The organism is Psychrobium sp. MM17-31 (assembly GCF_022347785.1).
Lineage (GTDB): Bacteria > Pseudomonadota > Gammaproteobacteria > Enterobacterales > Psychrobiaceae > Psychrobium.
This window is the reverse complement of record NZ_JAKRGA010000006.1, coordinates 58074-73687: the sequence shown is the minus strand read 5'-3', so window position 1 is coordinate 73687 and position 15614 is coordinate 58074. Positions and strand designations below refer to the sequence as shown.

At 42.9% G+C, this 15614-nt stretch carries 11 protein-coding genes; 3 read left to right on the top strand and 8 right to left on the bottom strand.

Going from position 1 to position 15614, the window contains the following annotated elements; genetic code table 11:
- Positions 1 to 51: 51 nt before the first annotated feature.
- From pyrE to MHM98_RS16750, 8 genes are all read right to left on the bottom strand, one after another.
- Positions 52 to 693 carry an orotate phosphoribosyltransferase gene (gene pyrE / locus MHM98_RS16785; protein ID WP_239440522.1) on the bottom strand — a complete coding sequence of 214 codons (642 nt, stop codon included), beginning with the start codon at positions 691 to 693 and terminating at the stop codon, positions 52 to 54.
- A gap of 9 nt (positions 694 to 702) precedes the next feature.
- Positions 703 to 1416 carry a ribonuclease PH gene (gene rph / locus MHM98_RS16780; RefSeq protein WP_239440664.1) on the bottom strand — a complete coding sequence of 238 codons (714 nt, stop codon included), beginning with the start codon at positions 1414 to 1416 and terminating at the stop codon, positions 703 to 705.
- Between the two features lie 161 nt (positions 1417 to 1577).
- Positions 1578 to 4448, bottom strand: coding sequence for a DUF5011 domain-containing protein (locus tag MHM98_RS16775; RefSeq protein ID WP_239440521.1), 2871 nt, complete (start codon positions 4446 to 4448; stop codon positions 1578 to 1580).
- A gap of 189 nt (positions 4449 to 4637) precedes the next feature.
- Positions 4638 to 5495: a winged helix-turn-helix domain-containing protein gene (locus tag MHM98_RS16770; RefSeq protein WP_239440520.1), complete on the bottom strand. Its 858-nt coding sequence runs from the start codon at positions 5493 to 5495 to the stop codon at positions 4638 to 4640.
- Positions 5496 to 5719: 224 nt separating this feature from the next.
- Positions 5720 to 7249: a leucyl aminopeptidase gene (locus tag MHM98_RS16765; protein ID WP_239440519.1), complete on the bottom strand. Its 1530-nt coding sequence runs from the start codon at positions 7247 to 7249 to the stop codon at positions 5720 to 5722.
- A 79-nt stretch (positions 7250 to 7328) separates the two neighbouring features.
- On the bottom strand, positions 7329 to 8531 hold the full coding sequence (gene sstT / locus MHM98_RS16760; RefSeq protein WP_239440518.1) for a serine/threonine transporter SstT: 1203 nt from the start codon (positions 8529 to 8531) through the stop codon (positions 7329 to 7331).
- A 143-nt stretch (positions 8532 to 8674) separates the two neighbouring features.
- A complete protein-coding gene (locus MHM98_RS16755) occupies positions 8675 to 12217 on the bottom strand; it encodes a M1 family aminopeptidase (protein ID WP_239440517.1) in 3543 nt (1180 codons plus the stop codon).
- Positions 12207 to 13097: an ABC transporter ATP-binding protein gene (locus MHM98_RS16750; protein WP_239440516.1), complete on the bottom strand. Its 891-nt coding sequence runs from the start codon at positions 13095 to 13097 to the stop codon at positions 12207 to 12209. Before MHM98_RS16750 ends, MHM98_RS16755 begins: the two co-directional genes overlap by 11 nt.
- Before the next feature lie 125 nt (positions 13098 to 13222).
- Here MHM98_RS16750 and MHM98_RS16745 point away from each other — a divergent pair, with 125 nt between their 5' ends.
- From MHM98_RS16745 to MHM98_RS16735, 3 genes are all read left to right on the top strand, one after another.
- A complete protein-coding gene (locus MHM98_RS16745) occupies positions 13223 to 14020 on the top strand; it encodes a histidine kinase (protein WP_239440515.1) in 798 nt (265 codons plus the stop codon).
- A gap of 8 nt (positions 14021 to 14028) precedes the next feature.
- Positions 14029 to 14757 (top strand): LytTR family DNA-binding domain-containing protein, encoded by a 729-nt coding sequence (locus MHM98_RS16740; RefSeq protein ID WP_239440514.1) that lies wholly within the window; start codon positions 14029 to 14031, stop codon positions 14755 to 14757.
- Positions 14758 to 14832: 75 nt separating this feature from the next.
- Positions 14833 to 15591 (top strand): thioredoxin fold domain-containing protein, encoded by a 759-nt coding sequence (locus tag MHM98_RS16735; protein WP_239440513.1) that lies wholly within the window; start codon positions 14833 to 14835, stop codon positions 15589 to 15591.
- Positions 15592 to 15614: the final 23 nt, after the last annotated feature.

Below are 15614 nucleotides of genomic sequence, written 5' to 3'. Positions count from 1 at the left end.
AACTAAGGGCCGCATATAGCGGCCCTTTAGTTTATCAGCGATAATTAACGACTAAATGCCGTACTTCTCGCGATAAGCGGTAACACTTGCTAGCGTATCACCCATCTCACCTTTTTCGGTTAAGTAACCGATTAAGTCGCCTAGCGTCACGATTGAAATCATCTTAGCACCGTAATCGCGTTCGATTTCTTGGATAGCCGATAATTCGCCTTTGCCTTTTTCTTGGCGGTCTAGGGCGATTAATACGCCAGCAAGTTCAGCGCCAGCGTCATTGATGATGTCCATTGATTCGCGGATCGCCGTACCTGCAGTGATTACATCGTCTACCAACATCACTTTACCTTTTAGCTCACTACCAACTAAGCTGCCGCCTTCACCGTGAGCTTTTTTCTCTTTACGGTTAAAGCAGTAAGGCATATCGATATCGTGTTGCTCGCATAATTGCAGTGCAGTTGCCGATGCAATTGGAATACCTTTGTATGCTGGACCAAATAGTAAATCGTAATCAACACCGCTATCCATAAGAGCTGCCGCGTAGAAACGACCTAAACGCGCTAAATCTTTACCGGTATTAAACAAACCAGCGTTAAAGAAATACGGGCTTACACGGCCAGATTTTAAGGTGAATTCACCAAATTTAAGTACACCGCGCTCAAGTGCAAATTCAATAAAATCAATTTGATACTGTTTCATGTCGTTACCCTATTTCAAAATTTCAGTTTGTTTCGCAAATAAATCTTTAATGCCATTCTCAGCTAATGACAGCATTGATAATAGTTCTTGGTGGCTAAATGGTTCGCCTTCAGCGGTGCCTTGCACTTCAATCATCTTGCCGTTGTCCGCCATCACTACATTCATATCGGTTTCGGCTTCGCTATCTTCTGGATAATCCAAATCACACACCGCCTCGCCCTGATAAATGCCAACTGAAATAGCGGCAATCATGTATTTTAGCGGGTCAGTTTTAATCATTTTGTTTTCTTGCATGTGACGCAGGGCATCCACTAACGCAACACAAGCACCAGTGATAGACGCTGTGCGAGTACCGCCATCGGCTTGAATCACATCACAATCGATAGTGATGGTGTATTCGCCCAGTAGCTCTAAATCAACCGCAGCACGTAATGAGCGAGCGATTAAACGTTGAATTTCTAAGGTGCGGCCACCTTGTTTACCAGCATTGGCTTCACGGCGCATGCGTGAATGAGTAGAGCGAGGTAACATGCCGTATTCAGCGGTAATCCAGCCTTGGCCTTTACCTTTTAAGAAGCGTGGCACACCTTCTTCGACAGTCGCATTACACAACACTTTAGTACCGCCAAACTCAACTAAAACAGAACCTTCTGCATGAGCGGTATAGTCACGAGTAAAACTTACTTCGCGGGTTTGATCATAGGTGCGACCACTTGGACGCACGACTGTTGTAGCTGTCATAGACTCACTCTCTGAAGGTTGGCATAAATTGCAGGGTATTATAGAGATCTGGCCTAACAATAACCACCTAGATAGCACGTAGAACACACAAAAACAAAAAAAGCCGGAGCGAACTCCGGCTTATAGACTTATCGAGTAGTGACTTATTCTTGGGTAAAAGTGGAGCCCCAGATTTCGCCGTCACTGCCCGTCAATCTCACCATGTCGCTATTGGTGTAGTTCGATTGCTCAGCATAGACTTTGAATTGCATCGTCGAGCCAGTTGCTCCCCGCGTTCCCGCAAGTGCGGTTATTGCAAAAGTATCTCTAAACTCAATACCTTCTTGTGCATTACTGCCAGTAACCACTAAGTATTGCACCTGATTAACCGTCTCGAAATACCATGTGAAGCTTTGGTTTTCACCATCTTCATCGATAAATGTTCCAGTACCCGGGTTAGCTGAAGTAGCCGCTCCGTCGTCATTGAACACATTTTTCTCAGTGCCATCGATAAACGTTTTACCAGCGAAATCGGCGCGAGTTACCGCTTGAACGCCGCCACAGGCTTCAACAACCGTCTCGAAATCTGCGAACGAGTTATAAGAAGCAGGCATATCGGTGGCATCATTCCATGGTGATTCAAAGCCACAGTTTAATTCTCCACTATTGCCATCTGGAGGCGTACTATCACCGCCGCCGCTATACTCAACCAATTGGCGATAATCCGTCGAATGGAGCTGACCTGTTTGCTTATCTTGAGCATAAATGCGCACTACAAACTCGTAATTTTGATTAAAATCGAAATCTGAGTTTTCAAATAACTGCGCATTCAGATTTGCAGAATCTACCACTAGTGTCGTGTCGGTACCGCTGGTGTATTCCCACATTTGCGCGTAGTTACCATTGGTTCCCGTTAACTCTACTAGCACCTGATAGTTGATAGTGCCATCCGCCAAGGTCCATTCAAGCGTTAAGTCATCATCATCTGCGCGAGAGCCAATGGCAGCAATAGCTGTAGCAGTTGCTGCGGTAGCTTTAGGATATAGCCCTGTTGTCGCTGGCGCGAATGGAATACTCGAATAATAAGTAACAACACTTTCACCTGTCACAGCAGGTTGCTGAGCGTTAGTTAAATCCAAATTAGCAGTATAAAGTTGATATTTAACTTTGTCGCCAGCTGCTAGTTTTGACGCGTCAATTTCCCCTTCGCCACTGCCAAAGCCAGCCCAATCAAAGTTATATTGACCAGATACAGGATTATAAACATTGAGGTTCGATGCTTCATACTCTGGTAGACCTAAATAAATAGTCTCTTTAACGGTCTCGCCGTCATCACCATCGATAATAGTCACTAATGCAGACTGGAATTGTTTGCCGTCAGTGCCGTTATTATTCGGATTATCATCTGCCACTGAAACGTTAATACCACAACCACCTGGATTGTCATCACTGCCGTTGTAGTCATTACAGTGGAAATGTAAATCGTCGATATCCGCTATTCGCTGGTTACCTTTAATTTGCCAACCTTTGGTATCGTCTTTTGACACAATCCACATTTCAGTTGATGGATCGACAACGCCCTGAATTGTGGTATTGAAAAATGCCTTAGCCGTTTTGTTTTCTAAATCGATATCCTCTACCGATACACTATCAAACGAAAAGCCAATCAAGTCAGGATCTGTGGTTAAATCGGTGAGTAGCTCTCCTACGCTTTCATCATCATCAACAAAATCATCAGCAAAGAAGCCTTCAATAGCCGCAGGCTTTGGCAGCCCAGCAGCAAACTCTTTCGCTAACGCATCAAACAAGTTAGCAACGGCGACCGTATCGGATATCGCGCCGGTGAGCTTATCTTTGTCGGCAACCACTTTGCTGTCATTGTCATCGCTATCTGACACATCATCAGTAATGCTCGTGCCATCGATAATATTGGTAATAGTCATAATATTATCTGCGGTGTTTTCGATGCGAATTACGTCAAGCGCCGCATCAAGCCCTGAATGGTCAGCGCTAAAGCTGGTATTGAGCAAATCAATAGCACTATCAACCCCAAGAGCATCAAAGACGTCTTGAAGCTTATTTTGCAGCGCGGTCTCCTGCGCTTTGATATCGTCATCGCTTAATGACTCATCTGCTGTTGAATCAAAGAAGTTAGATGCGATTTGTTGCGCAGCATTAGCAACAATTAGGTCGGTAAACGGCGTGACATTCACCACGCCATCTGCAGTTAATTCATTAGTGTATGAATGCAATTGCACTCTACGGCCCCCAACAGTGCCTTCTGCACGGATACGAAATGGAGCCTGCATTCCAGTGACATCAACTTCATAATCACCATTGGCTTCAATGAGTTTACTGCGCACAGCGCCAGTGGCGTCTTTTACAGTCACCGTGCCGACAATAGGGGCACCAGCAGCAGCGGTACCTTTTAATTTAGCTTCAACAACATGAACTGTACGCGTCAATCGACTTTCATTCTCAGAAGCATCTTTTGCAATGTAAGTGATAGTGTAACTACCAATAGTCGCTGTATCGACACTACCTTCTGTGGTTATAGTAATGTCGCCATCGACTGCGTCAGTAGCACTGGCTGATAATTCTTCATAGGTTTGACCTTTGACAACATTCACTTCACTGGCGCCATTTAGAGTCAATACAGGCTCCGTAGTATCAACCACGTCAACCTGTCGAGTTGCCGTCGTTTCATTACCAGCAGCATCAACTGCTTTATAGGTAATGGTGTACTGACCAAGGGTCATATTATCAACAGTACCTGAAGTTGTGACTGTAACTGTGCCATCAGTATCGTCAGTGGCACTGGCACCTTGCTCGGTATAGGTTTCACCGTGTTCTAAAGTTACTGAGGTACCATTGATGGTAATCATCGGCGGTGTCGTATCGACTTTAGGTTGTTCTTTTTTATCGTCGTCACTACTACTGCCACCACAACCAGCTAACAGTCCGGTGATTGTTATTGCTAAAAGCGTTTTTTGATATCCGCTAAGTTTTTTATTGTCGTTATTTAAACTAACCATGTTTAGATCCTTAATATCACTAAGTGATATTTGCTTACACCAATTGAGAGCGATGGATTTCTTCGTTTTTTCACAAAGCGAAAAAATCAGCAGAATCATTATCCATAACTTGACGGGGCTTGAGTTTGAAAGGTTTTGAAATCTTTTGAATCGACAGCTAAATCGTCGATTTACTGATAATTTAGCGGATTATTCTTGTTGCGCTACGGCAATATAGTTCTCGATATATTTATATAATGACTGAGAGTCAACAGCGACGGCTTGGCCACCTAAATCGGTAATCTCTTTTTCGAGTTCAGGCGTCGAATGCCAAGTATATAAAACAAAAGGTGTGTCATTTTCAGCGGCGCGCATCTGCTCTAACAGGTGGATCCCTGCTAGCTTATCTTCTTGTCGCCCCATATCTGAGATAACTGCTTGATATTGATATAACGACAATAACCTGAGCGCTTTTTCGGTAGACTCTATGGGATAAACCGCAATTTTATTGGCCTCGAAATAAGCGCGCTCTTTTTCGTTATTAGATGGATTGTCGTCAACCCACAGAATGCGACCAATGGCACCAGCTGGCTCTTGCGTAACCAAATTTGTTTTATTGAACTGAGAAACAGCGATCATCACTATCGCCAACAACACTGAAAATAAAATGAGTGGCTTTTTATTGATATTGAGCTTCGTCGAATCAGGCTTAGCTGACGTTTGCTCTTGTGATTTCTGCTGTTCAGACTCTCCTTCAAGCGCCTTGGCCAGTTCTACCGCTAACCGATAGCCCTTACCGTGGACCGTTTGCAATAAAGGGCCATCGTAACCAGCACTTTTGAACACTTTACGTATATCTGAAATCAGCTTTGACAGAGACCACTCGCTCACCACCGTATCAGGCCAAATACATTCCAGTAGCTGTTGCTTAGTACAGGTTTCAGGGTAAGCAGTAATCAAGGCGTCAAAAAGGACAAAAGCACGCTCATCAATTTCGACAGCTTCGCCGCCAATTACCAATTGACGATTAGTGGTATCGAGACTAAATGTTTGAAAATCGTAAAACAAAACTACCCCAATCTACATAGCGTTACTTGCCTGAATATCAAAGAAATATTACCCCTGATAAATTGGTTAGTCTATAGACAAATGATTATGTAATATCAGCTTTATAGTCCTGAGATATAGCTATTCATTCTGACTATTCTCCTCATCCTCCATGTAGTCGTGAATTATCGTCGAATAGACATAAAAAAAGCTGCCGAAGCAGCTTTTTCAAATGGATAATCAAATTACTTAACTTGAGTGTTTAAAATCCAGTGGCTTAGAAGACGAACGCCGTGACCAGTACCGCCAGCTTGTGTTACACCTTTGTCAGATGCAGTTAGTGCATTACCAGCGATGTCTAAGTGTGCCCAACGCGTGTCGCCAGTGAACTCTTTTAGGAACATAGCAGCAGTTGTTGCACCAGGACCGCCTTTACCGATGTTGCGCAAATCAGCAACAGGGCTCTTTAGCATGTCGCCGTATGCAAGCGGTAGACGCCATAATTTCTCACCAACGATATCGCCAGACGCTGTTAATTGAGTCACTAGCTCTTCGTCGTTACTAAATAAACCAATGTAACGGTTACCAACGGCGCGGATTTTAGAACCAGTTAAGGTTGCAACATCAACCATTACTTTAGGTTCAAAGTTTTTACGTGCATACCATAAACTGTCAGATAGAACTAAACGACCTTCTGCGTCAGTGTTTAAGATCTCAACGCTCTTACCTTCAGCAGTCATTACGATGTCACCTGGTGCAACAGAGTTTTCAGAAACCATGTTGGCCGCCATACCCATTACTGCAACCACGTTAACTGGTGCTTTTTGTAATGCCATCGCTTTAACTGTACCAAGTACTGCTGCAGCACCAGCCATGTCAGATTTCATGTTAGCAATTGAGCTACCAGTTTTAACGTTGTAACCGCCTGAATCGAAAGTGATACCTTTACCAACTAAAGCGATAGGTGCATCGTCGCTACCTTTCCAGTGTGCAACAACGAGGCGTGAACCTTCAGACGAACCCTTACCTACTGCATAAAGTGCGCCCATGCCCATCTTTTTGATTTGCTTAGGTTTTAAAATCTTAACTTTTACGCCTAGTTTTTTAAGTTCTTTTGCCGCTTTAGCAAAATCTACTGGCGTCATTTCCGTTGGAACTTCGGTCGTTAAGTCACGAGCTAAGAATACACCTTGCTCGATAGCTTCTAACGACTCGTAACGCGACTCTGCTTTTGCAGGCTGAGAAACAACAACGTGGTAGTTTTTCTCTGCAGGACGTTTCTTGGATAAGTATTTGTCGTACTTGTAAGCACGTAAGTTGATGCCGTGTGCTAGTTCAGCAGCGAAGTTAGCATTGCTTACGCTATCAGAAATACCTTGCGTAAATACTTGAACATTCTCAACTTTGCTAGATTTTAATTTAGCGCTGATGTCCGCACCTACAAGGTTAACGTCACCTGCGTTTAATTTGGCGTCGTCACCTAAACCAACAACAATCAGACGCTTAGCGTCCATACCTACTGGCGCTAAAATCTCAACCATTTGCTTTGATTTACCAGAAAAATCTGCCGCTTTTAATGCGTTAGAAATTTGCGATTGAGATTGCTTGTCCAAACGGCTTAAATCAGGTGACGCTTGATCGCCAGCTTGAAATACAACAACAGCACCAGCTTTAGTTGAGCTTGATGAAAACTCGAACTTTTCAGCAAACGCAGAATTACTTAGACCCAAGGCAGCAACAGTTGCAGCTAGAGTCAGATTTTTCTTAGTAAACATAAGATTCTCTCACAAGATTAATAAACGGCGCGCATACTGACATATTATGTCTATGTATACAATCGCCTATAGGTACAATTTATTGCTCTTCACTTGTAACAAAATGTGAAGCGGCGGCAGAAAAAACAACGTCGGTAGAACTATTTAGTGCTGTCTCAGCTGAATCTTGGATCACACCGATAATAAAGCCAATCGCAACCACTTGCATCGCGATGTCATCAGTAATACCAAACAAGCTACAAGCTAATGGAATTAACAATAGTGAACCACCAGCTACGCCAGATGAGCCACAAGCAGCAACTGATGCAACCAAACTCAATAAAATAGCAGTGGTGAAATCGACATCAATTCCCAAGGTATTCGCCGTTGCTAGGGTTAGTACGGTAATGGTAATGGCAGCACCCGCCATATTTACCGTTGCGCCTAGTGGAATAGATACCGAATAGGTGTCTTCATGCAAGTTAAGCTTCTTACACAACGCCATATTAACAGGGATATTTGCCGCAGAGCTGCGAGTAAAGAATGCTGTAATGCCAGACTCACGCAAGCAAGTAAGCACTAACGGATACGGATTTTTCTTAGTGACAGTAAACACAATCAGAGGATTGATAATTAATGCAATCATCAGCATCGAGCTCACTAGCACTGCGACTAAGCGGCTGTATTCTGATAGCGTGTCAAAACCTGTTGTCGCCACAGTATTGGCGACTAAGCCCATAACACCTAGCGGTGCAAATTTAATCACTAAACGCACAATCGATGACACGGCATTCGACATATCTTGCACAGTACTTTTAGTCGACTCATTGGCATGCTTTAAGGCGATACCTAAACCAATACCCCAAGCCAAGATACCAACGAAGTTACCCGTCATAATGGCATTGATTGGGTTATCAACAATTTTAAATGCCAGTGTTTTCAAAACCTCGCTTAACCCCTGTGGCGGGTTTGCATTAGCGCCAGCGAGATCTAAGGTCAGCATGGTTGGAAATGCGAAACTCATTAACACTGCCACCATCGCCGCACTGAGGGTGCCTAAAAAATACAAACCAACGATAGGCTTAATGTTGGCATCGCTATCTTGCTTTTGATTGGCAATCGACGCCGCCACCAATACAAATACCAAAATAGGAGCAACAGCCTTTAAACCTTTAATGAAGAGATCACCAAACAAAGACAGTGACTTGGCCATTTCTGGCGCTGATAAAGCAATTGCGACACCGAGAATAATCCCGACAATGATTTGGCTAACAAGGCCAAGTGATTTGATTTTTTCGATCATAAGACGACTCTTATTATTATTGATGAACGACTCATCGAGTCGTCTAAAGAGCGTTTTGTATCATCGTCCTCAACTAAAGTCCAACGACAGTCGATATAAAAGGTTATATCGACTGTCAATCAAAGCTGACTAACATTGTGATGCTAATGTATTTCCATCACATTGTTCGCGACCGCGCGGTCGATGCGATAGCGATTTGGATCTATCTGCACGTATTGCGGTTTTTCCGTCGAATACACAGTTACCTTACTGCGATCACTGTTAAAGTGCAGCTCGGTTAAGGTCAGCATATTGCTATTATCAACCTCTGGAAAACCACTATACAAACCAATTTCAATAACGTCATCGATAAGCTCAGCCACTTCTTGATTGGTCTTGTGATCTAACACCAACTTCAAAGTGCTAACATCGATTTGGGTGGCATAAAGCCCTTCAGAGTTAACCGCTGTTTCCGCGCTATGAATTTCAAAGTCATGAAACACTACGCGCTTAAACATGTCATCGATAATTAGCTTTTGCTTATCATTAGCCACACCATAGAAAGCATCGAGCAAATCGAGTGAAGTCGGCTTTTTTGGATAACCATGAGAGGCCAACAACCCTTTCAGCGCGAGATTAATTTTCTCCTCACCCAACAATCCCAACATCGCATGCATCACTTGCTTACCCTTAGAGTAGTAGATGAAAGGTTCAAACCCAGCGGCGTATAACGGATTTTCGATACGTGGATTGTACGAGCGCATATTTAAGTAGCGATCAATCGACAGATGCACTTCTTCATTAGCCGCATACTCACCATACAGCTGGCGTGCCATCACTAATTCAGTGTATTTACACAAGGTTTCTGTGAGCACCGCATAACCGCCAATATAATTCGGCTCAATATAGTTCCCCCAATATTGATGGGCAAACTCGTGAGAGACACCGCGCAACAACGGATTTACCTCAGCCCCTTCGTTATTGAGATTAAAGAAACGGTTTTCGACGCCTAAGTACACGCCGGGTTGCGCACTACCAAAAGATTGATTACTCGAAAAATATGGTAACTCAGCCACCGTAAAATAATCATTTTCATAAGGCTTAAAGTTTTTCGCAAAATAATCCATGGTATGGGTTAGCGCATGATTCACCAAGGCATTGTCTTTATTGTGCTTAGGATGATGATATATCGTGATATCCACACCCTTGTGGTGTTTTTTGTGCTCAGTAAACTCGGCCGATACGTAAGCAAACTGCGTGTTGATCTTGCCGTTAGACTTATAGTGGAAATAGTTTCTATCGCCCTCTTGCCAGCTATTTACTAACTTACCTACCGCAACCACAGATTGATCGGCACTGGTCGAGACGGTGGTTTCAAAATTAACCCAATCGTCTGCAACTTTTTGATCGCTACGAGTTGGCGCAGGGTATAACATTGACGCTAGATTGCGCTTTTCGCGCTCGCGTTCACTGTTAATGGCCAAACGAGAATCATAACCAAACTGAGGCATCACATCTTCCAGCTCGATGTAAGAGCCTCTTTCAGTCACATAATGCTCGCCATCTAATTCAACAAAAGGACTATGAGTAATGTCATAGGTGAAACTCAGCCCGCCAACTGCATTTGGCAACAACGGCTTGTTAAATTGATAGATATATTGGTTATTCACTTCATCAAACTCAATTAATGAAGCACCATCGAGGGTTAACTCTGCATCGATAGCACCGCTACTAACCACTGAAATTAATAGCTTATCAATCGGTTGCGCCGTTTTATTCTGAAATTGATAACGCCCTTTTACTTGATAACTGCGATCACGCGGGAAAATATCCACATCGGCAGTAATATCAGTCACCGTCGGCACAGCCATATTTTTAAACGACTGATAGCGCTTTTCATATTGCTCTTGCTGATCAAAACGCTGCTCAGCTGTTAAAAATTCATGCTTAACGTTCACTTGCGAATAGATGTAACTGCCACTTGCCAGCATTCCAATAACAGCTACTGACAGTGTCGCGACACCAACTTTGCCAATACTTTGATTGACTGTAGATATTCCACGCTGCCACATCTTAACTGTCAGTACCGCTAAGATTAGGGCGAAACTCAACCAATAAGCGTTATACCAATGGAGCGCATCGAGGTGATAGTGAGCTTCCGTCATATCCGAAAAAATAAACTGTGGGCGATAAGCGAATGAAATCAACGGATGCTCAAATAATATTGCCTTAGCAAAAATATTGGCAAAGAACACACCAAAGCCAAATAACAGCCCCAATGACTTGGTGGAAGCAAAGCGCTGCAAAAACAATGTCAGCAAGGTAATCAATAAAATAGGTACGCCAGCGTAGTAATACAACGACAGGTAAATAAACAAATCGATGGCGTAATATTGCTGGCTCAACTGAAAGGCAATCGCACACAAAATGCTAACGGTAATTAAGCTAAAGCCAACGGCTAATACCGTGGCCAATTTAGCGAAATACAAAGTAAAATTTCGCGTTGGCGTCGCATCAACTAAACCGTTGATATTAACGTTACGCTCATTCCAAAACAGCTCTACCGTGTAGAAAATTGCCACTAACATACCGATATCAGATAGCGGCTGTTCTAACATTTCTAAAATTAATTCTGTTGACGGGAAGTAAGGTTGCCCACCAGAGATCGGCCCCGAGAAAATATTGCCAATTAATAATGCGACTGAAAACACCACGGTCACCACCAGTAAGACAATAAAGGTAAATCCTCTAGTGACAGTGCGGTACTCTAGCTTTATCTTCGACCACCAAATGGCCAAGTTAAAGCGGTTAAAATCGTGATTCACCGCCACCGCTTGCCACTGAGTAAACAAACGGCCACCAAGAGTTTTTGCAGGTTCAGCTTTTTGGGCTTTAACAGTTTTGGCTTTTCTAAAACTAAAACACTGATAGGTAAAGGCAAATAGACCTGCGCTTATCGCCAACCACAAAATGCGATTGAGGAGTAGATCACCTGACAGCATTGGCATCAACACGTTTTTCTGCTCAACACTCCAGGTGGCAGATTGCGCCATAAAGGCAATAAACCCGTAAGGTTCTAACAATGAGGAAAAACCTGAGCCAGATTCTAAAATTGGCGATGAATTTGCCAATAAAGGAGAGTTACCAAATACCGAGCCAATGATGTAAAGCACATAAACAACAATACCCGAGACATAAACCGCAATCATACTTTTGCTAAACATCGCGGTAGCAAATACCACGCAACAGGCGAAAATTGCCGTTGGCACCATGAAGATACAAAAAGCAGCGAAATAATACTGTAAGCGGAACGGGCCAACTAATGCTGAGTCTAATTTAATCAATGTCAGCATCATCACCACAATGGTAAATAACATTAGCGTCAAGGTTGCGAACAACAGCCCCAAGAAGCGACTCGTTAAATATTCAAACTTATCAATCGGCGTCGCAAAGATGAGTGGCTCCATCTTGTATTGACTGTCTCGCAATAGTGTTGAAGAAGCCAAAACACAGACGACAAAGATAATATTTGGCACGATAAATAAGGTGGTTTGCGTGATAGCAAAGGCTGAATTAGCAAACAATAAATTAGAGCCGCGCTGACCCGTTACTAAAAACGCCATCCACGCCAATAATAGTGCAGCAACCCAGAAACCAATTTGTTTAAAGTGGGCGCGTAATTCGAATTGCGTTAACTTAAAGATCATGTGTTTCACCTTTTTTAAGTTGGTGCAGCGTCGAAAAATACACATCTTCTAAATTAGGCGTTACAGGTTCAAAGCCAATTTCTGGCTGGAATTCACTTTGGACAATAAGCTGAGTTTTTCCGGTAATCAGCTGTTCTGAAATTACATCAAACTTCGACTGATAATCTGCCACTTGTGATTTTTCGACAACTTTGCCCCACAAGGTGCCTTCAATGCTTTTAACTAACTGATGAGGCTTGCCCGTTAATTGCACCTGACCTTGGGCTAAAATCGCCATGTTTGGACACAACTGACTGACATCCTCAACGATGTGGGTTGATAAGATAACCACGACGTTTTCGCCGATCTCACACAATAGGTTGTGAAAACGGTTACGCTCGTATGGATCTAGGCCCGCCGTTGGCTCATCGACAATGACTAACTTAGGCGACCCCAATAATGCTTGTGCAATACCAAAACGTTGTCGCATGCCGCCCGAGAATGAGCTAACGTCTTTTTTACGCACATCATGTAGATTTGTTTGATGCAGCAATTGCTCGATTTGCGCCTTGCGTTGTTTATGATCAGTTACGCCTTTTAGTAACGCCATATGCTCGAGCAATTGATAACAAGAAACCTTAGGATAAACGCCAAATTCTTGCGGTAAATACCCTAGGCATGATCGCAAAATATTAGGGTTTTCAATAATGTCTTTGTTGTCAAAACTGATTTGGCCGTGCGATGGCAATTGTAATGTAGCAATGGTACGCATTAAGCTCGATTTACCCGCGCCGTTAGGTCCTAATAAGCCGAATAATCCCGGTTCAATATCCAGTGAAACACCGTTTAGTGCTTTGACCCCATTGTCGTAGGTCTTTGAAAGATTTCTAATATTTAACATGCCAATTCCTGATATTGGTTTTATGATGGGACTAGTCTACGATCGCTTTTTGTGCAATGGTGAAACAAATGACGAACGACATTTAAAACCACACGAACGACATATTTTCACCTTAGGATTCCATTTTGATTCAAAAATCTCATGTTATAACCAGCGTAAAAATCCTTGGCGCACTAGCGTTATACGCAGGCTTTTTATTTTGGCTTTATCAAAGCAACCAGCCCGATTTACTCATCGTTTTTCTTACCATCTCATTGATGGCGCCAATCGTGTGGCTTATTCGTGATCGGTTTAAACAGCAACAAATTATCGACAACCTTCATCAAGAAACCCTCACTGCCGAACTCAACTTACTAAAGAGCCAGATTAACCCACACTTTTTCTTTAACACGTTAAACAACCTGTACGGACTGGCCATTGAGAAATCTGATTTAACACAAGAGGTTATCTATAAACTGTCACAAATGATGCGCTTTACGATTTACGACGGTCGAAAAAACAGTGTTTCAGTAGAAGACGAAGTAAACTACCTTAATAACTTCATAGAACTCAACCAAATACGCCATAAAAACACCCTCGATATCACCTTTATTCAGCAATGCGAAAACATGGATCAGCGGATCCCACCGCTCCTATTCATTAACTTGCTTGAAAATGCCTTTAAACACGGCATAGATACTCAAACGAGTGGCCAATATATCGAGTTCACTCTAACGACTAATCAACAAACAATAGCGTTTGAATTGCGCAATAACTTTGATCCGCAAGTACTGGAATCTAAAAAACATCAACAACGATCCGGTGGCCTTGGCATAGCGAATCTCAAGCGACGCTTGAAACTGCTCTATCCAAGCAAACATCAATACATTGAGCGTATTGAGGGCACCGAGTTTTACACCAAAGTAATCATAGATTTGACCTAGGAAACACCATGCCACTTACCTTTGCCATAATCGACGACGAGCCGCTTGCTCATACACTAATCGAAAGTTTCGCCAGCAAAATCGATTACTTAACCCATCTAGGAAACTGCCATAACGCGCAGCAAGCCAAAGATTTTTTAGCGCAGCAGCGAGTCGATTTCATTTTTCTCGACATTCGAATGCCCCAAGTTTCGGGATTCGAATTTCTGCAATCGCTGAGTAACCCGCCCAAAGTCATTATTATTTCCGCGCACAAAGAATACGCCCTAGAAAGCTACGAATACGCCATTAGCGACTACCTGCTAAAACCCTTTGATTTTGAGCGTTTTGAAAAAGCCGTCAGAAAAGTAAGCGCCGAGCTCACTGCCAATGACAACGCACCAAATCCGACTAAATCAACCTCAAATCACATATTTATTAAGGATGAAAAAAAGCACCATAAGGTGCCACTAACTGATATCCGCTATATAAAAGCCAACGGTAACTTTACCTCCATTGAGCTAAGGGACGGCCACATCATCAGCCAAATGAAAATCTCCGATTTTGAAAAATTGCTACCTGCTGAGATTTTTTGCCGTGTTCACCGTTCTTATTTAGTAGCTCTCAATGCTGTAACTCTGTTTACAGCGAACGAATTAACCCTCGGTGATGTCACAATTCCCGTCGGTCGGGTTTATAAACCCAATGTTAGATTGCTATTGGCCAATATAGAGAAAACACATCAATCGTCACTATGATGTGTTAACCTTCGGGCAATATAAAAATCAGGGATAAATGATCCCCGTATTAGGAAAAAAAGTTTAGGAACAAAAATGTTTAGTAAGTTATTGAAAAAGTGCGCCGTTGTCGCACTTCCCGCTAGTTTGATGCTTTCTAGTATCAACGCCTATGCACAAATATCTCAAGCGGAAAAAGACAGTATCGCCAAAAAATTTGCCAGCGTTCGTCCAGAGCTTGTGGTATCAGATGTTGAAGAAACAGATATTGACGGCATGTACCTGCTCAATTTCTCAGGCAAAGGCACCGTATATTACGTTCCTAAAGGCGATTACTTTTTCACAGGCGATTTATTGCAAATCAACGGCAGCCGCTTTGTAAACGTCAAAGAAAAACGCATGGAAAAGCCGCGTAAGGCAGCGATTGCAGCAATCGATAAAAATGAAATGATTATCTACCCAGCCACGGGTAAGAAAAAGGCTAGCATTACCGTATTTACCGATGTTGATTGCGGCTACTGTCGTAAGCTTCACAAAGAAATGGCGCAAATTAATGATTTGGGTATCGAAGTACGTTACCTAGCCTACCCTCGTGCTGGCATTAACTCGCCGTCATACAACAAAGTGGTTAGCGCTTGGTGTTCAGACAACAAACAAGATGCACTAACCAAACTTAAAAATGGCCAACCAGTTTACACGTCAGCCTGTAAAGATAATCCAGTAGCCCAACACTTTATCCTAGGTAATCGCTTAGGCGTAACAGGCACTCCAGCGATTATTATGGAATCAGGCGAGCTATTACCAGGTTACTTACCTGCTAAAGATCTCGCTGCAGCACTTGGTATTAAAAGCTAAATCTTTATTTCTTAGCTTTGGTT